This window comes from Alsobacter metallidurans (assembly GCF_014636935.1).
Classification (GTDB): domain Bacteria; phylum Pseudomonadota; class Alphaproteobacteria; order Rhizobiales; family Beijerinckiaceae; genus Alsobacter; species Alsobacter metallidurans.
The window spans coordinates 1,854,240-1,877,066 of record NZ_BMES01000002.1 but is presented as its reverse complement, the minus strand read 5'-3'; the positions used below and the strand labels follow the sequence as shown (position 1 = coordinate 1,877,066).

Genomic DNA, 22,827 nt, shown 5'->3' with positions numbered 1-22,827 from the left:
CAGCATGGCGGCGACGCTCGATCGCATACCGACGATGATCCAGGGGGCGGGGGCGCTGGGCGAGATCGGCGCTCAAGCCGCGACCCTCACGGGCCCGGGCGCGGCGGTGCTGCTGGTCGCCGATCCAGGCCTCCAGGCGTCCGGCATGGTGGACGAGGCTTTGGCGGCGCTGCGGGCCGCCGGGCTCGGGGCCGTGCTCTTCGCCGACGTCAAGAGCGACCCCACGCACGCGCAGGTGGACGCCGGGGCGGCGCTTGCGCGCGAGGCCGGCGCGCGCGCCGTGGTGGCTCTCGGCGGCGGCTCCGCTATGGACGCCGGCAAGCTGATCGCCGCCGTGGCGGGCTCGGCCGCGCCCGCGATGACATATGCGCTGTGCGCCGCGCCGTTGCCGGCCGGCGCGTTGCCGGTGATCTGCGTTCCGACCACATCGGGCACCGGCTCGGAAACCACGCGGGTCGCGATCGTGAGCGGGCCGGACGGCTCCAAGCAGTGGTTCTGGGGCGACGAACTCAAGGCCGCCCGCATCGTGCTGGATCCGGCGCTGACTGTGGGCCTGCCGCCGCACCTCACGGCGGCCACGGGCGTGGACGCGCTGGTGCATGCCATCGAGGCCTCCACCAACCACAATCGCAGCGCGGCCAACGACGTCTACGCGCATGCGGCGATCCGGCTCGCGGCCGGCAACCTGGAGCGCGCCGTGACGCATCCCGGAGACCTCGAGGCCCGCGCCGCGATGCAACTGGCGGCGGCTTTCGGCGGCGTCGCGATCGACAACGCCGGCACGGCGATCGGCCACACCATCGGCCACGCGCTCGGCTCCTTGCGGCCCATCCACCACGGCCGCGCGGTGGGATGCGCCATGGTGGCGACGCTGGCGTGGAACGTCCAAGGCGACGACGGGCCCTTCGCGGCGGTCGCGGCCGCCATGGGCGAGGCGGCGGACGCGGCGCGCGTCCCCGTCGCCTTCGAGCGGCTGATGCGGGCCACCGGCGTGGCGATCTCGCTGGCGCGAGACTGCGAGGGCGTTTCGCCCGCGATGCTGGCCGCGCAGATGCGCCGGCCCGAGAACGAGGCCATGCGGCGCTCCAATCGCCGCCCCGTGAAGGACGCCGACATCGACGCGTTCGCGGCGACCGTGCTGAGCCAGAGCTGAGGGCGAGCCATGAAGATCACCGGCATCGAGATCACGCAGCACCGGCTCGACTACGATCCGCCCTTCCACGCCAGCTGGGACACCAAGCCGCGCACGTCGTTCGACGCCACGGTGGTGCGCGTGCACACGGACGAGGGGATCACGGGCGTCGGCTCGGGCGACCTGATGGTGGGCTTCGCCGGGCACGAGCACCTGTTCGTCGGGCAGGACCCGCTCGCGATCGAGCGGCACTACCGGGTGCTGGAGAACATCCAGTTTCATTATGGCCGCTGCTGGCCACTGGACCTCGCGTTGTGGGACCTCGCCGGCAAGGTCACGGGCCAGCCGGTCTTCAAGCTGCTCGGCGGCCTCACCGACCGGGTGCGCGCCTATGCGTCGTCCGGCACGCTGCGCGATCCCGCCGCGCTCTCCGAGGCGGCCGAGGGCTACCTCGCGCAGGGCTTTCGGGCGCTGAAGATCCGCTTTCATCGGGGCGACTGGCGCAAGGACATCCGGGCGCTGGAGGCCGTGCGGGCGCGGGTGGGCGACCGGCTGGAGCTCATGGTGGACTGCAACCAGGGCTGGCGCATGCCGTGGGACACCTACCCGGCCTGGTCGCTGAAGGACGCCCTGCCGGTGGCGCGCGAGCTGGAGCGGCTCGGCGTGTACTGGATGGAGGAGCCGCTGCACCGCGCCGACCGCGAGGGCATGCGCCGCCTGCGCGAGATGACCTCCGTGCGGATCGCGGGCGGCGAGATGACGCGTGAGCTCTATGAGTTCCGCGACCTCATCGCGGACGGGTGCCTCGACGTGGTGCAGCCGGACGCCGCGCTGGTGGGCGGCATCACGGGGCTTCGCCGCATCGCCGCCATGGCGCAGGCCGCGAACCTCGTGTTCACGCCGCACACCTGGACCAACGGCATGGGGGTGACAGCCAACGCCCACCTGGTCTGCGGGCTTACGGAGGGCGTTTTCCTCGAGTATCCCTATGACCCGCCCGAATGGGGGCTGGACCGCCGCGACTACATGATGGCCGAGCCGCTGCGCGTGGACGCGGAGGGCTGGATCGTGATGCCGGACGCGCCGGGGCTCGGCTATGCGCCGGACGAGGATCGGCTCAAGGCGACGCAGGTGGGGTAGGGGGAGCTGCCCCTCATCCGGCCCTTCGGGCCACCTTCTCCCCGTACCGGGGCGAAGGGCGCGCCCTGCGGTGAGCCTCGTCGCGCCCCCTCTCCCTGGAACAGGGAGAGGGCTGGGGTGAGGGCTGCAGCCCCAAACGCAAAACGGCCGCGCGTGGCGGCCGTTCAGCTCGTTTCCGTGCGGCGGCTCACGCCGAGAGCGCGATGCGCACTTTCGCCTGGGCGGGGATGTCGACCTCGACCTCGAGGGTCGAGATGGCGTCTCCGCGTTCCATTTTCACCCGCACGTGCTCGGGCTCCACCTGCACGTGCTTGGCGATCACGGCGAGGATCTCCTCGCGGAGCACCCCCACCAGATCGTTCTGGCCCACCATGGCGCGTTCGTGCGCGAGCAGGATCTGGAGCCTGTCGCGCGCAACGGGGGCAGAGGTCCGGCGGTTGAAGAAGCTCAGGATGCTCATGCAGCCTTCCTTCCGAACAGCTTGCCGAAGAGGCTCCGGCGGTTCTGCGGCACCATCATGGTGATGCTCTCGCCGTTCAGCCGCTTGGCCGCATCCGAATAGGCGCGGGCCGGGGTGCTGGCCGGGTTGGAGAGGGTGACGGGCGTGCCCAGGTTGGAGGCGCGCAGCACCTCTTCGCTCTCCGGGATGATGCCGAGCAGCGGGATCGACAGGATCTCGAGAACGTCGTCGACCTTGAGCATCTCGCCACGCTCGGCCCGGCCGGTGTCGTAGCGGGTGAGCAGCAGGTGCTTCTCCATGCGCTCGCCGCGCTCGGCCTTCAGCGTCTTGGAGTCGAGCAGTCCGATGATGCGGTCGCTGTCGCGCACGGAGGAGACTTCCGGGTTGGTCACCACGACCGCCACGTCGGCGTGCCGCATGGCCAGCCAGGCGCCGCGCTCGATGCCGGCCGGGCTGTCGCAGATCACCCAGTCGAACTTGGCGCGCAACTCTTCCATCACCTTGGCGACGCCTTCCTCCGTCAGCGCGTCCTTGTCGCGCGTCTGGGAGGCGGGCAGCAGGTGAAGGGTGTCGAGCCGCTTGTCGCGGATCAGCGCCTGCGAGAGCTTGGCGTCGCCCTGCGTCACGTTGATGAGGTCGTAGACGACCCGGCGCTCAGCGCCCATCACGAGATCCAGGTTGCGCAAGCCGACATCAAAGTCGACCACGACGACGCTCTGCCCGCTCTGCGCCAGCGCGGCGCCGAGAGCGGCCGTGGAGGTGGTCTTTCCCACGCCCCCCTTGCCCGAAGTCACGACCAAGACCTTGGCCATTTCCGTTCGTCCTCCTCGACTCAAACCCGGTTCGTCGGCTTCAGCCGTCGGGCGGTTGGTTGCAGTTAGGGTCAGTTCATCGCCGCCATGATGATGGCGTCGCCTTCGAGCCAGGCCTGGACGGCGTGGCTGCGGAGTTCTGGCCTCATGCTGTCGGCGGTCTTGTAGAGCCCGTCGATCGCCATGAGTTCGGCTTCGAATTTACGGCAGAAGATGCGCGCCTTGGCGTCGCCGGTGGTTCCCGCGATGGCGCGGCCGCGCAGCGTTCCATAGACGTGGATCGAGCCTCCGGCCACAATCTCGGCGCCGGATCCCACCGAGCCGGTGACGATGACGTCGCCCTCCGGGTGGATGATCACCTGGCCGGAGCGCACCGCGCCTTCGATCACAAGCGGATCGTTGCTCTTGCGAGGCGGCGCCTTCTGGGCGATCGCCGACTGCGCGTCCAGCACGTCCGCCACGGCCTTCTCGCGGCCGCCGCTCAGGGAGGGCGGCAGCCCGAGGCCGCACGTGCCCGGGTCCGAGCCCTCGATGCCCATGATTCGGACGGTACGCTCGTTCAGGTCGCTCACGAGCTTGGCCAAGGCCGCCTTGTCCAGCTCGAGGCCGGTGACATCCAGAACAACCGGCCGGCCAATGAAGAAGCCGGGCGACTCCGCCGCCCAGGCGTCGAATTGCTCGAGCCAGCCTTCGACGGGCGCTTCCGGCGCAAGAACGAGCGCCAGAAAGGAGCGGCCACGGAAGCGGATCGATGTGCGGGGGGGCGCTGTGATCGTCACGGTTAAGATTCCCTTTCCGTATGATCTGAGCGCCGGATGGTTAACGCGGGGTTAAGAGCCTGCGTCCTGCGAGAGATCTTGTTTACGGGTGCGGGAGCATCGTTTCACCATCGGGGGTAAATCCCGCGCCGGCGGGGCTGGCACGCGCGATGCATCGCGTCCGGCGTCACTGCGGAAGGGAGCTTCCCTATGCTCAAGGACGTCGATCTCGCCTGGTCTCTCGAATTCCGGTTCCTGCACAGCCGCCAGACGCGCCTGCTCCGGACGGTTCGAGACGCCGTGGAGTTGCTCTCCGCCCTGAACGAGGCGGAGCGGCGAAGCCTGCATTGGATGGCGACGGCGGGCGCGGTTTCGCGCGCGCTGGGCCTGCGGCACGCCAAGGCGGTGCAGATCGCCACCGAGATGATCGAGAACGCGCTCGTGGTCGAAGGTTGGCTCCAGGTCGCAGAGGCGCCCAAACTGGCGCATGGCTGATCGCCCGGCGCCCACCGAAACGGCGTCGACGCGAACGAGCTGACGTCAGCCTGCGCCGGGATCCGATTCGTTTGCGGTGGTCTCGGGCAGCGTGCCGGCGCCCGGCGTCTTCTCATTGTCAGTGAGCGACGGCTTGGCGTGCGGTCCGGCCGGAGAAACGACCCTTCCGTCCTCCCGGGCCTGCTCCTCGACCTTGCGCGCGCCCTCCGGCCGATCGGCCGGGCGCTGCGCGGGAAGGGCTTCCGCGCCCTTCGGCGCATCGTTCTGTGCAGCCATGATGGCCTCCTCAGGGGCGCAACGGGTTTGCGAGGTCGTCGGTTCCCAGATGCAGGCTTGATCATTGCCGTTTGTCGGCTGCTAAGATTTTGGGGCGTTAACCGGACGTTCAACCTAAGCGCGCATATACAACCTGTGGATGCAGGAACGAGAGAATGGCCGCGCGCGCTGACGCTCAATCGCCGACCATGCCAAGCTTCAGCTTGGCCGAGAGAGCAGGCACCGTTCTGGTCGTCGACGACAGCGCGACGATGCGCACCGTTGTCCGCCGGATCTTACGGCAGCTGGAGGTCGAGAACGTGCTCGACGCTCCAGATGCGACCAGCGCTTTCAAGATCATGAACGAACGCGCCTTTGGGATCGTCATTTGCGACGTGCAGATGGAGCCGCATAGCGGCTTCCACCTCCTGCGCGCTGTGCGCGACACGCTGGAGATCGCCGAGACCCCCTTTATCATGATGACGGCCAGCCTCGACGCCAAGAACGTCGACATCGCCCGCCATCGCGGGGCCGACGCCTACATCCTGAAGCCCTTCAGCGCCGACGCCTTGCGTCGCAAGATGGAGGAGGTTCTGCCGATGGGCTGCCACGTCGACGCTCCCGAGATCATCGCGATCGAGCCGCAGACCGTTGACCGCCGGGTCCGGACGTTCACGGGCTCGCGCTGAGGCAGACCGCCGCAGCGTTATCCTGGCCGCTTCGCTCGGCGGGATAGCGCGATCATTTCGTCTTGCTGGTGCGATGAGCTGACGTTCGGTGCATGATCCTGTTTCCAACAGGAGTTCGCCGAATGGATATTCGTCCCGCAGGTTCCGTTCCCACCAAGCGCGCGCCAGCCGACGCCTTCACGGGCGTGGTCTGGCAAGACCCCGTGATCGAAGCTCCCGCGCCGGCTCGCATTCGCGCCGCCCGGGTGTCTTTCGAGCCCGGAGCGCGCACGGCGTGGCACACGCACCCGCTGGGCCAGACGCTGCACGTGCTGTCGGGCGTCGGCCGCGCGCAGGTCTGGGGCGGGCCCGTCCGCGAGATCAAGGCCGGGGACACGGTCTGGATTCCGCCGGGCGAAAAGCACTGGCACGGGGCCGCGCCGTCCACCGGAATGGTGCATCTGGCCATGCAGGAGGCGCTCGACGGCGTCCACGTGGACTGGCTCGAGCAGGTGACAGACCCGGACTACGCGCAGGCCCCATCGGCCTGACGATCAACGCTCGCCGCGGCTCGCCAGCGTCCAACGGCGCTTGTAGCCGCGGCTGCCTATGTCGACGCGAGCGCTTTCGGCTTCGGCGGCGGGCAACTCGTCCATCAGCGACACTGAATCGTCGAATAGAGCGAGTTCTTCCTGGACGTAACGTACAGCGTCATCCGCAGTGTCGGCCACCGACAGATGGTAGGTAACGACGGGCGATTGCGCTCCCGAAAGCGACGCGCGGATAATGAATGCTTTCAAGTCCAACTCCATGACTAGGTATGTGGATAAGTCCACTGAATATACAAATTCTCTAGATACTTTTCAATTTATGGTTGAAAATATTTCAATAAATAAGTAGCAGTATGGTGTGGCTTGGATCCAGCAGAGACCTGCACGCAAAAGGGCATGCTCCGGATCCGTTTTCGCAAACGACACATGGGAGGGGCCATGATCGCGTGCAAACCCGACGACGTCAAAGTCGTCGCAACCGTGTTGGCGAATACGGTTCCTGAAGCGTTCGCCGGATACGAGACATGTCCCAGCGACATGCAGTTCGACATCGACGCGGACTTTTCAGAGCGCGAGCGCCACAGCTTCATCGCGCTCGCTGCTCGGATCGTCGACGCGCTCTATGGCGCCAACGCTTCCGTGACGCCGGCGGAGCCTGAAAACGCCCTGGTCTAGTAGGTCGCCGCCGCCGTCGTCAGAGCGAAGTCGTCCGTGTGGACGGTGACGCCGCGCTCGCCGAGCAGCAGGATGCCGTAAGCGCCCGGCTCGTCGACCGATAACGAGGTGTCGCCGGCGTCCAGCACCATGGGTTGCTGGTGAACCGGGCTCTTGAACACCGCGAAGGGTAGTCCGTTATAGACGCCCGAGATCGTGCGATGCACGTGGCCGGCGACCACCAGGCGCACGTTGCCAGCGCGGGCCGCGAGGGCGTGAAAAGCGTCGCCGTTGTCGAGCGCGATGGCGTCCATGCCGGCGAAGCCGGTCGGGTGCGGCGGATGATGCATGAACACGATGGCGGGAGCGCGGTCCGCCAGCGCTTCGTCGAGCCATGCGAGCCGGCGGTCGCACAGGGTTCCGGCGGGGCTCCGGTCCTTTATGGTGTCGAGCATCACGAGGCGGTAGCCGCCCACCGTCGTGACATGCTGCGCGAAGCCGTTTCGGTCGCGCGGGGCCCCGGGGAAGGCGGTGAAGAACGCGTCCCGGTCGTCGTGATTGCCGAGCATGATGCTGCAGGGGACCACCAGCCTCCCGAGCAGCTCGCGGACCCTCTCGTAGGACGCCGCGTCGCCCCGATGCGTGAGGTCGCCGGTCACGATCACGCGCTCAGCGTCCGGGTGGTGGGCGTTGATGTGCGCGATAGCGGCCGCGACCCGCCCGAAGGGGTCGAGCCCGATGATCCGGCCACCCTCCGGCAGGAGGTGCAGATCGGTGAGGACGATCACTTTCGACGGGCGCGTCATGCTGCAGCTGCCTTGCGGATCCGCGTCAGCGTGAAGAGCTCTAGCGGGGGGAGGGCGCGGCGCTCGGCCAGCGTCATGTCCGGCCGGGCGTCGATCCAGTCGCCAATTACCGCGAACGGGAACTCCGGCCGCCAGCCCAGGCGCGCGCCATGGCGCCCCAGCCACGCTTCCGCACGGGCGCGCAATCCCCTGTCGGCGCCGACATGGTTGACCAGCACGATCTCGCCGCCCGGCTTCAACACGCGGGCGAGTTCGTCCAGGGTGGCTTGCGGATCGGGGACCACCGTCATCACATAGGGGGCTACCACGGCGTCGAAGCAGCAATCCGGGAAGGCGAGACGGGTCGCGTCCATGACGCACAGGCCGGCCACGTTGGCGAGCCGGTCACGGCCGACGCGCTCCTGCGCCTTGCGGAGCATGGGCTCGGAGAGGTCGACGCCGACGATGCGAGTCTGACCGCTCCACATCGGCAGTTCGAGGCCGGTGCCGACGCCCACGTCGAGGATCATTCCGCCGGGCCGCTCGGACGCCGCCACGGCGGCGCGCCGGCCCGGGCCCATCACGGCCGTGAAGGCAAGATCGTAGACCGGGGCCCAGCGCGCATAGGCGGCCTCGACCGCCTTGTTGTCGAGCTCACCCAATTCAGCGGCTCGCGATGGCCAGAGGGCGATCGACTGCCTCCAAGGCCCGGTCGGGCCGGGCCGCGCTGATCACGCCGCCGCCCAGCACCCGGGCGCAGGGCTCCGCGCTGTCGTAGAACACACAGGCCTGGCCAGGCGAGACGCCGTATTCGCCAACGAAGAGCTCGACCTCGAGCCTGCCATCGCGCCGGTGCAACATCGCCGCCTGCGGCGCCCGGGTGGAGCGAACCCGCACGGCGATCTCGAGCCCTTCGGCCGGAACCTCGTCCACGGGCATGTCGCCGAGCCAGTTCACCTCGCGCAAGCGCACCGCATGCGTGGCGAGCGCCTCGCGCGGGCCGACGACAACGCGCGCGCGCTCGGCGTCCAGCCGGACAACATAGAGCGGCTCGCCCGCAGCGACGCCCAGCCCGCGGCGCTGCCCAATCGTGTAGCGGATCACGCCCTCGTGGGCGCCGAGCACGCGGCCGTCCACGTGTACGATCTCGCCCGGAGCGGAGGCTTCCGGCTTCAGCTTCTCGATCACGTCCGTGTAGCGGCCGGTCGGCACGAAGCAGATATCCTGGCTGTCGTGCTTGTCGGCGACGGAAAGGCCGAACTCCCTGGCCAGTTCGCGCACCTGCGGCTTCTCCATGCCGCCCAGCGGGAACCGCAGCAGCGAGAGCTGCTCAGGCGTGGTGGCGTAGAGGAAGTAGCTCTGGTCCCGATCCGGGTCCACGGCGCGGAACAGGCCACGGCGGCCGTCCGGCAGGCGCTGGCTCGCCACGTAGTGGCCGGTGGCGAGCGCCTGTGCGCCGAGCTCGCGGGCGGTGTCGAGCAGGTCGCGGAACTTGATCTTGCGATTGCACTCGATGCACGGCACCGGGGTCTCGCCAGCCAAGTAGCTTTCAACGAAACGGTCGATCACCTCGTGCCGGAAGCGGCTCTCGTAATCGAGCACGTAGTGCGGGATGTCGAGCCGCTCGGCGACCCGGCGCGCGTCGTGGATGTCCTGGCCCGCGCAGCAGGAGCCGGCGCGGTGAACGGCGTCGCCATGGTCGTAGAGCTGCAGGGTCACGCCCACCACGTCGTAGCCCTCGCGCTTCAGCAGCGCGGCCACGACGGAGGAATCGACGCCGCCCGACATGGCGACGACGACCCGCGTGTCTTCCGGACGTCCCGGAAGATCGAGGCTGTTGAGCATGTGCAGTCCTGCGTTGATGGCCGGTGGAGAGCCCGGCTGTGTGCTCTCATTCTACAGGGAGGCGCGGCATGGAACCAGCCTGCCGGGTGAACTCGGCAGAATCTGCCGTCACGGCAAGGATGACCGCGCCGCCGCGTCGTCCCGGAACGCTCAAGTGTAGGCGAAGACTGGCGAATTCAAGGCGACGCCGGTGGCGCGCGCTTTGCAGGAAGGGCAGCTGGATCAACAAGCGCGTGTGGCATGTCCGTTTCGTCGCCTACTTCCCCGCTCTTCACGACGCCTCAGGCTGCGCCAAGCCGGGCGACGCGTCGCCCGGCGTCTAACGCCGATGACTTCGGCTCCACGCTCGCGAAAGCTCCACGCGAGCGCGACCGACGCGCAGACGCTCCGGTCCCGCCTCGGGTTGAGCGAGGGCGGCCGGATGCGGCCAGGGAAAGCCGGGCGACGTCCGGACGTGACACGCCCACTCCGACCAGCGCCGATGCGAGGCGCGAGGCCCCCAAGAAGGCCGATGCTCCCCGCGGCAAGGACCAGAGGGACAACGATGCTCCCGCGACCGCGCGTGATGATCGGGGGCCCGGCGCGTCCCAGACGGCGAAGGCCAACTCGCTCGACAGCTCGGCGCATGCCGAACGTGATGCGCCCGCCGACGAGGCGCGGGCTGAAGACGACCTGACCGCGGCCGAGAAGGAAGATCAATCGAACGCCACGACGAAGGAGATGGACGTGGCGCCAGCGGTTGTCGCGGAACAGCCGCAGCCCGCTCCGCAATCGCCGGAAGTCGCAGCCGAAAGCGGCGTATCCCCGCCGGCAGACCCCAGCCAGGATGCTCCGGCCGCGGGACCTTCCCGGAACGTCGCCGTCGCGCAGCCGACCGTGACCAACCAGGTCCAGCTCGCCGGCGGCTCGCGGGCTGCCGACACGACGGTCAGCATGGTTTCGGGCGGACCCGGACGCAGAACGGCGGCCAGCAGCGCCGCGCCGGGAGAAGCCAAGCCAGCCGCCAAGGGAGAGGCCGACGTTGAAGCGGCGGACGACGGCGTCACGTCGCCGCCAGCTTCGGCGGATCCGGCTTCCGGCCAATCTACGGGTTCGGCCGAAGCGCCGGGCCAGGCTGCATCGGGCGCCAACCCCCAAGCGGACGTTTCCTGGACGCAGATCGGCGCCGGACTGCCGGCCGCGTTGCGCGATTCGGCGGTTCAGGCGCCCCCGTTCGGAACCGCGCAGGCGGCGGCGCCCGTCGCGCCCGTCGAAACGGCGGCTGTCCATGGCGGGCACGCGGCGGCGTTCGAGACACTTCGCGAAGCGGCCAAGCGGACCGACAAGATCGAGGCGGCGGCGCCTGGCGAAACATTCCACGCCATGGTGTTCGACGTCGCCCAGATGGGGTCCGCAGGACGCGTCGCGGCCCATGGCGCCCCGCAGGACGTGGCTCAAACGGGCGCCGACCTTCGCGCCGCGCAGCAGGCGCCGGCCATTCCGGTCTCGGCCGTGCCGATCGAGATCGGCATGCGTGCGCTGGCCGGCGCCCAAAGCTTCCAGATCCGGCTTCATCCCGAGGAATACGGGCGCGTCGACGTGAAGCTCGACATCAGCGACGACGGCTCTGTCTCGGCGCAGATTTCGACTGACCGGGTCGAGGCGCTCACGATGCTGCAACGCGACGCCAAGACGCTGGAGCGGGCCTTCGAGCAGGCCGGGCTCAAGACCAACGAGAACAGCCTTCAGTTCTCGCTGAACAACAGCGGCGGCGAGAACGCCGCGCGAGACCAGGCGGGCCGCGAGCAGCAGCAGCATCGGCGCTCGCCCGCTTCGCCGACGCCTGAACCCAAGGCCATCCCGGCCGATCTCGCGGCGGCGCTGCGGTCCATCAGGACCGGAGCGACCGGCCTCGACATCCAGATCTGACCACCCCGGAGACGCAGATGAGCACCGTGGGATCAACCACCTCGTCCACAACCGGCGCGTCGAAAGCGGCGGGATCGACGGATCGCAGCACGCTTGCGAGCAACTTCGACCAGTTTCTGCTGCTCCTGACGACGCAGCTGAAGAACCAGAACCCGCTCGATCCGCTCGACACCAATCAGTTCACCCAGCAGCTCGTGCAGTTCGCCTCGGTTGAGCAGCAGATCAAGACAAACACGCAGCTGACCAGCTTGCTCTCGGCCACCCAGGCGAGCACGGCCACCAGCGCGGCGACGTTCCTCGGCGCCACGATCACGGCCGATGGCGCCACGACGGCGCTGACAAACGGCAAAGCAACGTGGTCGCTGGATGCCGCCCGTTCGGCGCAGTCCACGGTTACAATCAAGAACAGCAGCGGGCAGGTGGTCTACACGGGTTCGCGCAGCTTGAGCGCCGGCGCACAGGACTTCACCTGGGACGGCAAGGACATGTCCGGCCAGCAGCAACCGGCGGGCGACTACACGATCTCGGTGGCCGCGCAGGACTCGTCGAACACGGGCGTCAACGTCAAGACGCAGGTGGCCGGCGTGGTGGATGGCGTCGATTTCACGGGCGCCACCCCGGTGCTCAAGATCGGCAACATCTCGGTTGCGGTCGACAAGGTTTTGACCCTGCGCCGCACTGCCGTCTGAAGGCTTGACCCCGTGGAAAAACTACAGGTTGCGCTTAGGCAAATCTTAAGTGAGACGGCCCTATCTTCCTTCCAGACACTGGTCAGTCGGGTTGTGTTGTGTGAGCGTAAAATGACCGAAACCTACCGCCCGAGGGCGAAATACGTAATCGGACCGGACGGAAGCCCGCTGACGATTGCGGATCTTCCGCCCTCCAACACGAGACGCTGGGTGATCCGGCGCAAAGCCGAGGTGGTCGCCGCTGTTCGCGGCGGGCTTCTCAGCCTTGAGGAAGCGTGTACGCGCTACACCCTCACCGTGGAGGAGTTCCTGTCCTGGCAGGCGTCCATCGACGAGCATGGGCTTGCGGGTCTTCGGACCACCCGAATCCAGCAATATCGTCACTGACCGTCTTCGTATCGATCTCGAAAAGCGCTGGCCTCCGCCGGCGCTTTTTGCATTCCGGCGGTGCTCAAGCTTGCCTCGTTAACTGACTGATAACCGTGAACCGGGCAAATATTGCCTAGCCGGCGGGCAATCCGCCGTAAGGCGTGTTTGTTGAGGTCTAGGGCTTGAACGGCCTCGTTGAATTTCTGAACCGTCTGGGGCCTGTGCGCATCGCCGCGATGGGGGCCGTGACGCTTGCGCTCGTCGGCTTCTTCGCCTTCGTGATCATGCGGGTGACGCAGCCCGCCATGGGCGTGCTCTATGCCGACCTCGGCCCCGAGGATTCCAGCGCGATCGTCAAGGATCTCGAGCAACGCGCCATCAAGTTCGAACTGCGGGAGGATGGACGCGCGATTTCGGTTCCGCGCAGCGACATCGCCCGCCTGCGCATGGATCTGGCCAGCAAGGGCATGCCCGCCGGCGGAAGCGTGGGCTACGAGATCTTCGATAAGGGCGACGCCTTCTCGTCCACGAGCTTCGTGCAAGGCGTGAACCAGCTCCGGGCGCTGGAGGGCGAGCTCGCCCGCACGATCCGGTCGCTCAGCAAGGTGCAATCGGCACGGGTCCACCTCGTCATCCCCGAGCGCAAGCTCTTCGAGCGGGATCGGGAGCCAGCCAGCGCCTCCATCGCCCTGAAGGTTTCGGGCGAACTCGACTCGGGCCAGGTGCGGGCGATTCGCCATCTGGTGGCGTCCGCCGTGGACGGCATGAAGCCCGAGCGCATCTCCATCGTCGACGATCGGGGCCGGCTGCTCGCCGATGGCGCGCGCGGCGAGAACACCGGCGCGGCGGCCGCCGAGGAAAAGCAGCTCAGCTACGAGCGGCGCATGCGGACCCAGGTCGAGGAGATCGTGGCGAGCATCGTCGGACAGGGGCGGACGCGGGTCCAGGTCGCGGCCGAGATCGACGTCAACCGCGTCCAGCAGACTTCCGAGAGCTTCGATCCCGAGAGCCGCGTGGTGCGCTCCACCCAGACGCGCAACGAAAGCCAGGCGAGCACGGAAGCCAAGGACGGCCAGGTCACGGTCGGGAACGAACTGCCCGGCGCGAAGTCCGACGCCAACGGCCAGCAGAAGGACCAGTCGCAGAAGTCGGAGGAGATCGTCAATTACGAGATCTCCCGCACGACGCGCACCGAAGTGGTGGAGGGCGGACGCGTGAAGCGCCTGTCCGTCGCGGTTCTGGTGGACGGCGTCTACACGAAGTCCGCCGCCGGCGAGGTCACCTACCAGCCGCGGCCGCAGGATGAGCTGGATCGCATCGCCGCCCTGGTCCGCTCCTCCATCGGGTTCGACGGGAAGCGCGGCGACCAGATCGAGGTCGTCAACCTGCGCTTCGCCGAGGCGCCGCCGCTGGCCGAGACGCCCGCCGCTCCGACCGGCTTCATGGCCCTGCTGACGCCCACGCGCGACGACATGATGCGCGGCGTCGAGTTGACCGTTCTGGCGTTGCTGGTGCTGATCGTCACCCTCGTGGTGGTCCGGCCGCTGGTGCGCACCATCCTCGCCCCGCTGGGGCCGCAGACCCGGCTGGTCGAGGCTCTGGCCGGAGCCGGCGTCGGACCGGACGGCGTGCGGCAGGGCGCCATTGCGGGGCCGGCCAAACGCGAGCCGCCTGTCGTGGAGGAGACCGAGGCCAGCCGCATGCTCGACATCGCGCGCGTCCAGGGCCAGGTGCAGGCCCGCTCGGTGGAGCGCATCGGCGAGATCGTCAAGGAGAACCCGGCCGGCACCGCGACCATCCTCCGGCAATGGATCAACGAGGAAGCCGCGTGATCCAGCCCCCATCCCCCTTCAGCGCTGACCGAGCCTCATGAGCAACGCCCAGAAATTTTCCTTCGACAACGACTTCGGTTCGGACCGGCGCAGCCAGAGCATGCGCCGCCAGGCCGATGTCGAGCGGCTGCAGCAGGCCGAGCAGGAAGGCTGGGAGCGGGGCCGGATGGAGGGCCGCCGCGAAGCCGAGCAGGAAGCCGCCATGCGGATGGCGCTCGCGATCGAGCAGGTGGCCGGCGCCGCCGCGGCCGTGATCGCCCATCTCGAACACCAGACCGAGCGCCTGGAGCTGGAAGCGGCGGAGCTCGCGATCGTTTTCGCCCGCAAACTCGCCGGCGACCTATTGGCGCGCGAGCCGCTGGGGCCGCTGGAAGCCGCCGCGCAGGAATGCTTCCGCGAGATGGCCGGCGCGCCGCATCTGGCCGTGCGCGTTCCGCCGGAATGCGTCGACAGCGCCAAAGAGGTGCTGGAGCGCAAGGCCATCGAGCGCGGCTTCGCCGGCCGTTTGGTCGTGCTCGGCGAGGACGGCATGGCGCAAGGCGACTTTGTCATCGAGTGGGCGGATGGCGGCATGCGCCGCGATTCCGACGCTTTGCAACGCAACATCTCGGGAGCCATCCAGCGCCATCTCGGCGCCGGCTTCCACCAGTCCTGATCGGAGACGACCGCCATGGCGGGACCCGACGACATTCCGCTCCCCAATCTCAAGGGCGGCGACCTCGACTTTGCAGACGATGGGGCAGGGGGGGCTCAGGACGAGCATCCGACCGGCAAGGTCGCGGAGGATCTCGAGCACGTGTTCGACGTGCCCGTAAATGTGTCCGCCGTGCTCGGCCGCACCCGCCTCGAGGTCGGCGAGCTGTTGCGGCTCGGACCCGGCGCGGTGCTGGAACTTGACCGGCGCGTGGGCGAGGCGATCGACATCTTCGTCAACGACCGCCTGGTCGCACGCGGCGAGGTCGTGCTGGTGGAAGACCGCCTCGGCGTGACCATGACCGAAATCATCAAGTCCGACCGGTAGGAGATCTGACCATGCGGCTTCTTATCGTCGGCGTCATGAAGGGGCCCCTGGCCCAGGCCACGAAGATCGCCATCGACCGCGGCGCGAGCGTCACCAACGCCGAGAGCGTCGAGCAGGCGCTCATGGTGATGCGCAGCAAGGGCGCGGACCTCGTGATGATCGACGTCGTGCTCTCGGTGCGCGACCTCGTGACTTCGTTTGAGCTGGAGCGTATCCGCACGCCCGTAGCGGCCTGCGGCACCGGCACGGATGCGCGCGCGGCCGTGGCCGCCATCCAGGCGGGCGCGCGCGAGTACATCCCGCTGCCGCCCGACCCCGAGATGATCGCGGCCGTGCTGGAGGCCGTGTCCCGCGACACGCGTTCGTTCGTGTTCCGCGACGAGGCTATGGCGCGCGTCGTCCGCTTGGCGGAGCAGGTGGCGAAGTCGGAAGCCTCGATCCTGATCACGGGCGAGAGCGGCGTCGGCAAGGAGGTGGTCGCCCGCTTCCTGCACGGCCGCTCCAACCGCAAGGACAAGGCGTTCATCTCAGTGAACTGCGCGGCCATCCCGGACGCGCTGCTGGAGTCCGAGCTGTTTGGCCACGAGAAAGGCGCGTTCACGGGCGCGGTGGCGCGGCGCATCGGCAAGTTCGAGGAGGCCAGCGGCGGCACGCTGCTGCTGGACGAGATCTCCGAAATGGACGTGCGGCTGCAGGCCAAGCTGCTGCGGGCCCTGCAGGAGCGCGTGATCGACCGTGTCGGCGGCGGCAAGCCGGTGCCAGTGGACATCCGTGTGATCGCGACGTCCAACCGCAACCTGGCCGACGAGGTCCGCAAGGGCACGTTCCGCGAGGACCTGCTCTACCGCCTGAACGTCGTGAACCTGAAGGTGCCGCCGCTGCGCGAGCGCACGCAGGACATCCTGGAGCTCGCCGGCCATTTCGTGCGCAAATACGCCGACGTGAACGGCGTGCCCGTGCGGGCGCTGTCGCCTGATGCGCGCCGCGCGCTGCTCGCCAATCCGTGGCGTGGCAATGTGCGCGAGCTGGAAAACACCCTGCACCGGGCGGTGCTGCTGGCGGTGGGGGAGGAAATCGGAGTCGACGCGATCCTGACGCCGGACGGCGAGGCCTTCGGGGCCGGCCCTCGCGATCCCGCCGCACGGGCGCTGGAAACCGCCGAGGCGACCGCGCGGGCGCTGGTGGGGCGCACGGTGGCGGATGTCGAGCGCGAGCTCATCCTGGACACCCTGGACCACTGCCTGGGCAACCGCACCCACGCGGCCAAGATCCTCGGCATCAGCATCCGCACGCTGCGCAACAAGCTGAACGAATACACGGCAGACGGCGTGGCCGTGCCCGGGCCGGGCGAGGCTCGCGTGGCGAGCCTCTAGGCTCGTTCAGCGCGCCGTCGGCATCCGCTGGGCAGGCTTACGGGCTTGCTCGCGCGCATGGAGCGCCTGCGCCAGCCCGAGCACGCCGGCCGGCCCGAGCTTGCTCGGGTCGAGCGTGGTCATGCCGCGCTTGCTCATGACGTCCTTCATTTCGTCAAGGAAAAGCGTCGCGCCCATAGCCCAGTTGGGGAAAGCCCGGGTGGCCTGGGGCCGGCGCTCCAGCAGCACGAGATCGCCATGGCGCGGATCGGCGCCGATCCGGTCATAGGTGCGCGACACCACGGCGGTTTCGCCTTCGAGGATCTGCGCGAAGATGCGGTCGTCGAAGATCATGTAGCCCGTAATGCCGTCGCGCGCGTTGTTGCGGATCGAGGCGTCGAGGATGCTCTTGATCGTGCGGAAGCCCTCCTGCGGAGGGATCTTCCGGGTCGAGTAATAGGTCAGGCGCGTGAGCGGCATTCGGGGGGCGTCCATTCACGAAAGGCAAGGCGAGATCGCATCGCGTAAGGTTGTGGTTGTCGCGATTCAGATGATCGATGCATGCCAAACGTGAATGCTACGTATATGCCCTGAGGCTTCTAGCGCTTCGTCACGCCACATCCGCTGCAAATGCTTCCGACTGCGTTCTTGTCCTTGGCCTCGCGCGCCTTCTGAACTTCGGACGGACGATCCACGGCGTTGATGCCGTTGGAGCGCATGTCGGCCGAGCGCGGCGCGGCCTCCTTGCCGGTGCGCGCCTTGCAGTCGGCGATAATTTTAGCCGTGAAGTTGCTCGGGTTGGCCAGCACGTCGCCGCACGCGCCTTCGCCTGTTCCCGGCGCCGCGCCGGCGACGCCCGGACCGCGCTGGGCCGTGGGGGCCTGACCCGACGAGCCGCTCGTGGCGGCCGAAGCGCCGCTGTTCACGTTGGCAGGATTGTTCGACAGCGTACTACCCTGCCGGCTCGCGCCGGCGTCCGGTTGCGCCGTGCTCGGCGCAGTGGCGCCTGACGTCGTGGGCTGGCCTGCTCCGAGGATCGGGGCCGGTCCGGTGGGCTGATTTTGTCCCGACAACGCGGTTCCGGGAGGAGCCGCGAGCGAACCCGGCGCGCTGCCCAGGCCGCCCGTGCTGGGCGAGGCCGGATTGGCGCCGCCGATCGACCCCGACGTGGTCGCGCCAGACGATCCCGAGGCGGACCCCGAACTGGAAGAGCCGCCCGAGGAGCTGCCCCCGCCCGAACTCTGCGCGAAGCCCGGCGCAATGGCGGCGGCGACCGACAAGGCGCAGCCCAACATGAGGGACGCCGTGGAGCGGCGGAACGAGACGGTGCGGCGTTGGCTGGCCATCAGGGCCTCCCGGAGAGTCAAGGTTTCGCAGCCTCAACGTTCCGGTGGCGGCTCGGTTGCGGCTTTCGGCCGATCCGCCGCAGGCGCTCCGGCCGATCAGGCGATTGCCACAGGCCAGCGCCCTGCTTCGACATCGCCGGCGAAGATCGCGCGGGCAAAAAGCGCGGCGTTCATCTGCACGCGATGCGCAAGCTTGAAAGCGTCGCCGTGGATCGTCTCGTCCGGATATTCGGTGATGAGCTGCAACGGCGTCGGCTGGGCGGGGCGCTCCACCAGCGCGCATGCGATCCCGTTCAGGATCGGGAAGCCGATCGGGCCCGCGTGGGCCTCGTAGGCTGCGATCTGGGCGCGGTTCAGGGCCACGAGATCGGGATCTCGGGCGAGCTGCGCGGTCAGCCGTTCGAGAAGCGCGCGCGCATAGGTTTCGATCCCGGCATGGTGGCGCAGGATCAGGAAGAAGCCCTTGGGCAACGCCCATGCGTCGAAGCCGCGCGGCAGGTAGCCGTTCAGCGGGCGCGTCCACTCGTGCGCCGGATAGCCATGCAGGTTGATGTGGAGCTGAGCGCCGGTCTGCGCCAGCGCGGCGTTGCGAGCCTCCTGCTCGTAAAGCGGCGGCGTGGTGCGGTATTCCAGGTCGTCTCCCAGCGCGGTGTAGCGCGCGGCGTGGTGCATGTGCTCAGGGCTTTCGGCGATGAAACTCTGGTGCAGCGCATAGCCGTCGGGGTTTTCGACGGCGATCAACGCAAAGGCGGCGCCGGCGCTGGCGAGAGCGGCTCCTGCCCGCAGCGCCCCCACCACGCCAGACGTCTCGTTGGCGTGCTGACCGCCGGTGAGCAGAACAGGCGGGCCTGAACCCTCGACGACCACGCCGCGAACCTCGCGACCCTGCCGCGATGTCGCGAGAATGGGCGCGCCCGCGATCTCGGCCAGGCCGGCGTAAGCTTCGGCCAAAGGAGGCGCGGCCTCGCAGCGATCCCAAGTCGGCGCGCGCGCGGCGACAAGCGCAGCGGCCGGTTCATGAGGCTCGACCGACACCCGCACCCTCGTGGGTCCGTCCGCCGGGCGGATGTCCGGGATAATCTGGCCGGGCCGCAAGGTCCGGTCGCCTTCCGGGCGGCCTGTGAGATGCTGGAACCACTCCAGAAGCGAGAAATAGAGGTCTTCGTGCAGCGCCTCCCGGGTGCTCATGCGCTCATGCATGAACGGCAGTGGACGCTCGACGCCGCCAATCCAGACTTCGATGCGCAGCCGGGCGAAGAAGGGCTCCGACTTGCCCCAGTCGCGCCCGGTCACAGCCGACATGGCGGCGTCATACGCAAGAGCGAGATCCGACCCGACGGGCTCGTCGCAGTCGAGCTCGGGATGGCTCGCGCCGGATATCCGCAGCCACGCGCATGGCGAGAGCGTCTCGCGCCCAAGCGCGTCGCGGCGGGTGACGTTCGGGACGAAGATGCGGCGCGTTTCCGCACGGCCGTCCGCGTAGCGGAGGTCGGCTTCGTAGAAGGTCGTGGATGTGCCGGCTTGCGCCGTGAAGCCGCCTTCGGGCAGCAGAGCCGCAAGCGGATAGGCCTCGGCGAGGAAGCGGCGCTCGGCTGCGCCTGCGCAGACAGGATAGCGCAGCGTAACGACTTCCAACCCGCCAGCCTCGATGGCCGGCAGCAGCGCATGCAACAATGGCTTGTAGGCGGACCCGATGCGCGCCGAGACGCCCAGCGCCGAGAGCGCGTCCTCGGCGGCGGCGCGGCTCTCCGCATTCTCGAAAACCCACGCTTCCACGGCCGAGCCCTTCAGGCCGGGCGCGGACAGGCGCTCCACCAGAAGGTCGAGCGTGCGCGGGATTTCGAGATCGAGCAGAATCGTCATGGGCATCCTCCCCGGCCCAAGCTAGCCGGGGCGGGGGAGAGTGCAACGCGCGGAGCCGGACCGCGAGCTTCAGGCTCGCATTCCGGTGCCGCGGCTTGGCGCTACGCCTTGCAGACCCAGAACGCGCTGCGCGGGAACTCCAGCCAGTGCTCGCCGCCGGCGATGCGAGTGGGCGAGAAGATCCGCACCGTCACGTCGTCGCGCTTGAACAGGAGTTCGTAGCGCTCGCCCAGGTACATCTCCGCCGTCAGCGTCATGCGCAGCCGGTTGGGGCCGGGGCCTTCGGCGACGCGCACCTGCTCGAGGCGCACGATGCCGAGCGCGTTGTCGCCCTCCTGCACGGGCCCGCAGGGCAGACCGTCGAGGCGCGTGTCACCCACCACCAGCGTGGCAGCGTCTCCCGATACGCTCACGGCCTTGCCGGGCAGGCGGTTATTGGCGCCCATGAACTCGGCCGCGAACAGGGTGGCCGGCCGGCCGTACATCTCCTCCGGCGTGCCCTGCTGCTCCACGACGCCGCCGTTGAGAAGGAGAATGCGGTCGGCCATCGCCATGGCCTCGACCTGGTCGTGGGTCACGCACAGCGCCGAAAGGCCGAGCTCGCTGATGAGCTGGCGCAGCCAGACGCGGGCCTCTTCGCGAAGTTTCGCGTCGAGGTTCGACAACGGCTCGTCGAGCAGGATCACGGGCGGCTCGTAGACCAGCGCGCGGGCGAGCGCCACGCGCTGCTGCTGGCCGCCCGAGAGCTGGTGCGGGAAGCGGGCGCCGAGATGGCCGATGCCGATGCTTTCCAGCGCCTTGGCGACGCGGGTCTTGACGTCGGCGCCGGAGACGCCGCGCAGCTTCAGGGGGTAGGCGACGTTGTCGAACACGGTCTTGTGCGGCCACAGCGCATAGGACTGGAACACGAGGCCGAGGCCGCGCTCCTCCGGCGGAAGGTTGATGCCCTTGGCGCCGTCGAACAGCGTCTTGCCGGCAATCACGATGCGCCCCGCGTAGGGCTCCTCAAGGCCGGCGACGCAGCGCAGCAGGGTGGTTTTGCCGGAGCCCGAGGGGCCGAGCAGGGCGACGATCTGGCCCTTCTCGAGCGTCATCGAGACGCCCTTCAGGATGTCGACGGATCCGTAGCTCAGCTTGATGTTGTCGATGACGAGGTCAGCCATGGAGGCGCACTCCCAGACGCAGGGCGAGGCCGAGGCCCACCGAGATGATCACGATGTTGATGACCGCGAGAGCCGAGACGAGGTCGATCGCGCCGGTGCCCCACAAGGACACCATGAGCGAGCCGATCACTTCCGTGCCCGGGCCGAGCAGGTAGATGCCGGTGGAGTATTCGCGGGCGAAGATCAGGAAGATCAGCACCCAGGCGGCGATCATGCCGGAGCGCGCCAGCGGCACCGTGACGTCGCGGGCGACCCGGCCGGCCGTGGCGCCGACGGAGCGCCCGGCTTCCTCCAGTTCGGGGCCGATCTGCAGCATGGTGCCGGCCACCAGCCGCGTCCCGTAGGCGAGCCATACGATCGTGTAGGCCAGCCAGACCGAGAACAGGGTGGCGCGCAGCGGCTGCAACGGCGGCAGGAACAGGAACAGCCAGAGCATCGCGAGGCCGGCGACGAGGCCCGGCATGGCGCGCGGGATCATCACCAGGTAGTCGGCGAGGCGCGTCCAGCCCGAGCGCCAGCGGTGCATGGCGAGCGACACGGCCGTGTAGCAGGCGACCGCCAGGCCGCCGCCGATGACGCCGATCAGGATCGTGTTGACGATGGCGTGCATGGCGTTGGGATAGTCGACGAGGTCACGGTAGTGCGACAGCGTCAGCACTTCCGAGAGCCGCACGCCTTCGCCCCAGGTCGTCACGAAGGACCGCAGCAGGATGCCGAACACCGGGATGCCGACCGTGACGACGAACCACAGGATGATGAGCCCGAAGGCCGGCCAGCGCAGGGCGCCGAGGCGCAGCGGCGCGCGCTTGGCGGCCTTGCCGCGCACCGAGACGTATTTGTTGCTCTGCGACAGCAGCAGGCGCTGCAGGTACACGAGCGGGATCGCGATCAGGATGATGGCGACCACCACCACGGCCATGAGCTGGTAGGACGGCACGCCGAGCTTGTTTGTGAGCTTGTAGAGGTAGGTGGCCAGCACCAGCACGCCCTTGGGATCGCCCAGCACGAGCGGCAGGCCGAAGAGCTCGAAGCCCAGGAAGAAGATCAGCACGGCCGCGTAGAGCACGGCGGGGGTGACCATCGGCAGGCTGACGGTGACGGCGACGCGCAGCGGCGAGGCGCCGGTGGTGCGCGCGGCTTCCTCGAGGTCGGCGCCAAGGTTCTGCAGGGCCGCCGACGTGTAGAGGTAGACATGCGGCACGTGCGTGAGACCGGCGATGATGGTGATCGCCGTGACCGAGTAGATGCTCCACGGCACCGTGCCGATCATGCCCTTCACGAAGGTGGAGAAGATGCCCACCGGACCGAGCGCCACCACATAGCCGAAGGCCAGCACCACGGCCGACATGAAGATCGGCACCAGCACCAGCGGCTCCAGGATCCATTTGCCGGGAACGTCCGTGCGGGCCAGCAGGAAGGCCAGGATGACGCCCAGCGGGACCGCGATGGCCGTCATGCCGCCCGCCACGATGATGGAGGTGCGCAGCGCGTCCCAGAACTCGTCGTCCTCGATCACGAACTGGTAGGCTTCCAGGGTCCACTTCACGTTGGGGGTGAAGAACGGCCCGTCCAGGAAGCTCTGGTAGATGATGAGGCCGATGGGCGCGATCACGGCGGACGCCATGATGGCCAGCACGGCGAAGCGGAATGTCGCGAAACGCAGCATGGCGGGTCTCCCGGCGCGGCCGGTGGGGAGAGGACGCAGGTCCATGGCGGGCCTGCGTCTCGA

At 68.5% G+C, this 22,827-nt stretch carries 26 protein-coding genes; 13 read left to right on the top strand and 13 right to left on the bottom strand.

Translation table 11 applies throughout. From position 1 onward, the window contains the following. Window positions 1-4: 4 nt before the first annotated feature. Window positions 5-1,153, top strand: a complete 1,149-nt coding sequence (locus tag IEV99_RS19160) for an iron-containing alcohol dehydrogenase (protein WP_188519309.1) — start codon at window positions 5-7, stop codon at window positions 1,151-1,153. Between the two features lie 9 nt (window positions 1,154-1,162). Next, a complete protein-coding gene (locus IEV99_RS19155; RefSeq protein WP_188519308.1) occupies window positions 1,163-2,272 on the top strand; it encodes a mandelate racemase/muconate lactonizing enzyme family protein in 1,110 nt (369 codons plus the stop codon). A 187-nt stretch (window positions 2,273-2,459) separates the two neighbouring features. On the opposite strand, the gene minE is transcribed toward IEV99_RS19155, so the two are convergent. The 3 genes from minE to minC form a co-directional block, all read right to left on the bottom strand. Further along, entirely contained in the window at window positions 2,460-2,732 is a 273-nt protein-coding gene (minE, locus tag IEV99_RS19150; RefSeq protein ID WP_188519307.1) for a cell division topological specificity factor MinE, read from the bottom strand. Further along, window positions 2,729-3,544, bottom strand: coding sequence for a septum site-determining protein MinD (gene minD / locus IEV99_RS19145; RefSeq protein WP_188519306.1), 816 nt, complete (start codon window positions 3,542-3,544; stop codon window positions 2,729-2,731). Before minD ends, minE begins: the two co-directional genes overlap by 4 nt. A gap of 71 nt (window positions 3,545-3,615) precedes the next feature. Next, a complete protein-coding gene (minC, locus tag IEV99_RS19140; protein WP_188519305.1) occupies window positions 3,616-4,323 on the bottom strand; it encodes a septum site-determining protein MinC in 708 nt (235 codons plus the stop codon). 189 nt (window positions 4,324-4,512) lie between these two features. Between minC and IEV99_RS19135 the strand changes: the two genes are divergently transcribed. Beyond that, window positions 4,513-4,797 (top strand): hypothetical protein, encoded by a 285-nt coding sequence (locus tag IEV99_RS19135; RefSeq protein ID WP_188519304.1) that lies wholly within the window; start codon window positions 4,513-4,515, stop codon window positions 4,795-4,797. A gap of 45 nt (window positions 4,798-4,842) precedes the next feature. Here the strand turns inward: IEV99_RS19135 and IEV99_RS19130 are convergent, their stop codons facing one another. Then, the gene (locus tag IEV99_RS19130) at window positions 4,843-5,073 is read right to left on the bottom strand and encodes a hypothetical protein (protein WP_188519776.1); all 231 of its coding nucleotides are present in this window, start codon (window positions 5,071-5,073) and stop codon (window positions 4,843-4,845) included. 155 nt (window positions 5,074-5,228) lie between these two features. Between IEV99_RS19130 and IEV99_RS19125 the strand changes: the two genes are divergently transcribed. Next, window positions 5,229-5,741, top strand: a complete 513-nt coding sequence (locus IEV99_RS19125; protein ID WP_188519303.1) for a response regulator — start codon at window positions 5,229-5,231, stop codon at window positions 5,739-5,741. A gap of 122 nt (window positions 5,742-5,863) precedes the next feature. Then, window positions 5,864-6,271 carry a (R)-mandelonitrile lyase gene (locus IEV99_RS19120; protein ID WP_188519302.1) on the top strand — a complete coding sequence of 136 codons (408 nt, stop codon included), beginning with the start codon at window positions 5,864-5,866 and terminating at the stop codon, window positions 6,269-6,271. A 3-nt stretch (window positions 6,272-6,274) separates the two neighbouring features. On the opposite strand, the gene IEV99_RS19115 is transcribed toward IEV99_RS19120, so the two are convergent. Further along, window positions 6,275-6,520, bottom strand: coding sequence for a hypothetical protein (locus tag IEV99_RS19115; protein ID WP_188519301.1), 246 nt, complete (start codon window positions 6,518-6,520; stop codon window positions 6,275-6,277). A 147-nt stretch (window positions 6,521-6,667) separates the two neighbouring features. Between IEV99_RS19115 and IEV99_RS19110 the strand changes: the two genes are divergently transcribed. Then, on the top strand, window positions 6,668-6,946 hold the full coding sequence (locus tag IEV99_RS19110) for a hypothetical protein (protein ID WP_194483080.1): 279 nt from the start codon (window positions 6,668-6,670) through the stop codon (window positions 6,944-6,946). Here the strand turns inward: IEV99_RS19110 and spdA are convergent. The 3 genes from spdA to mnmA are packed head-to-tail and all read right to left on the bottom strand — an operon-like array spanning window position 6,943 to window position 9,555. After that, window positions 6,943-7,731 carry a 2', 3'cyclic nucleotide phosphodiesterase SpdA gene (gene spdA / locus IEV99_RS19105; RefSeq protein ID WP_188519299.1) on the bottom strand — a complete coding sequence of 263 codons (789 nt, stop codon included), beginning with the start codon at window positions 7,729-7,731 and terminating at the stop codon, window positions 6,943-6,945. The two genes, IEV99_RS19110 and spdA, sit on opposite strands and share 4 nt — an antisense overlap. After that, a complete protein-coding gene (locus IEV99_RS19100; RefSeq protein ID WP_244643934.1) occupies window positions 7,728-8,372 on the bottom strand; it encodes a class I SAM-dependent methyltransferase in 645 nt (214 codons plus the stop codon). Before IEV99_RS19100 ends, spdA begins: the two co-directional genes overlap by 4 nt. Window position 8,373: 1 nt before the next feature. Further along, entirely contained in the window at window positions 8,374-9,555 is a 1,182-nt protein-coding gene (gene mnmA / locus IEV99_RS19095) for a tRNA 2-thiouridine(34) synthase MnmA (RefSeq protein ID WP_188519298.1), read from the bottom strand. A 726-nt stretch (window positions 9,556-10,281) separates the two neighbouring features. Between mnmA and IEV99_RS19090 the strand changes: the two genes are divergently transcribed. The 7 genes from IEV99_RS19090 (at window position 10,282) to flbD (ending at window position 16,747) form a co-directional block, all read left to right on the top strand. Then, a complete protein-coding gene (locus IEV99_RS19090) occupies window positions 10,282-11,463 on the top strand; it encodes a flagellar hook-length control protein FliK (protein WP_188519297.1) in 1,182 nt (393 codons plus the stop codon). Window positions 11,464-11,480: 17 nt separating this feature from the next. Then, entirely contained in the window at window positions 11,481-12,152 is a 672-nt protein-coding gene (locus IEV99_RS19085) for a flagellar hook assembly protein FlgD (protein ID WP_188519296.1), read from the top strand. A gap of 111 nt (window positions 12,153-12,263) precedes the next feature. After that, window positions 12,264-12,539 carry a CtrA inhibitor SciP gene (gene sciP, locus IEV99_RS19080; RefSeq protein ID WP_188519295.1) on the top strand — a complete coding sequence of 92 codons (276 nt, stop codon included), beginning with the start codon at window positions 12,264-12,266 and terminating at the stop codon, window positions 12,537-12,539. A 164-nt stretch (window positions 12,540-12,703) separates the two neighbouring features. After that, window positions 12,704-14,353 (top strand): flagellar basal-body MS-ring/collar protein FliF, encoded by a 1,650-nt coding sequence (fliF, locus tag IEV99_RS19075; protein ID WP_188519294.1) that lies wholly within the window; start codon window positions 12,704-12,706, stop codon window positions 14,351-14,353. A 37-nt stretch (window positions 14,354-14,390) separates the two neighbouring features. Beyond that, window positions 14,391-15,008 carry a FliH/SctL family protein gene (locus IEV99_RS19070; protein ID WP_188519293.1) on the top strand — a complete coding sequence of 206 codons (618 nt, stop codon included), beginning with the start codon at window positions 14,391-14,393 and terminating at the stop codon, window positions 15,006-15,008. Between the two features lie 15 nt (window positions 15,009-15,023). After that, window positions 15,024-15,374, top strand: coding sequence for a flagellar motor switch protein FliN (gene fliN, locus IEV99_RS19065; RefSeq protein ID WP_188519292.1), 351 nt, complete (start codon window positions 15,024-15,026; stop codon window positions 15,372-15,374). A gap of 11 nt (window positions 15,375-15,385) precedes the next feature. After that, a complete protein-coding gene (gene flbD, locus IEV99_RS19060; RefSeq protein WP_188519291.1) occupies window positions 15,386-16,747 on the top strand; it encodes a sigma-54-dependent transcriptional regulator FlbD in 1,362 nt (453 codons plus the stop codon). 6 nt (window positions 16,748-16,753) lie between these two features. Here flbD and IEV99_RS19055 read toward each other — a convergent pair whose 3' ends face one another. The 5 genes from IEV99_RS19055 to IEV99_RS19035 all read right to left on the bottom strand — a co-directional run bounded on the left by IEV99_RS19055 (window position 16,754) and on the right by IEV99_RS19035 (window position 22,764). Beyond that, on the bottom strand, window positions 16,754-17,206 hold the full coding sequence (locus IEV99_RS19055) for a BLUF domain-containing protein (protein ID WP_188519290.1): 453 nt from the start codon (window positions 17,204-17,206) through the stop codon (window positions 16,754-16,756). 119 nt (window positions 17,207-17,325) lie between these two features. After that, window positions 17,326-18,072: a RodZ family helix-turn-helix domain-containing protein gene (locus IEV99_RS19050; RefSeq protein WP_188519289.1), complete on the bottom strand. Its 747-nt coding sequence runs from the start codon at window positions 18,070-18,072 to the stop codon at window positions 17,326-17,328. Between the two features lie 96 nt (window positions 18,073-18,168). Further along, on the bottom strand, window positions 18,169-19,935 hold the full coding sequence (locus IEV99_RS19045; protein WP_210318677.1) for a M14 family metallopeptidase: 1,767 nt from the start codon (window positions 19,933-19,935) through the stop codon (window positions 18,169-18,171). 101 nt (window positions 19,936-20,036) lie between these two features. Next, on the bottom strand, window positions 20,037-21,098 hold the full coding sequence (locus IEV99_RS19040) for an ABC transporter ATP-binding protein (protein ID WP_188519287.1): 1,062 nt from the start codon (window positions 21,096-21,098) through the stop codon (window positions 20,037-20,039). Beyond that, the gene (locus IEV99_RS19035; RefSeq protein WP_210318676.1) at window positions 21,091-22,764 is read right to left on the bottom strand and encodes an ABC transporter permease; all 1,674 of its coding nucleotides are present in this window, start codon (window positions 22,762-22,764) and stop codon (window positions 21,091-21,093) included. The genes IEV99_RS19040 and IEV99_RS19035 overlap by 8 nt, the downstream gene beginning before the upstream one ends. Window positions 22,765-22,827 lie beyond the last annotated feature (63 nt).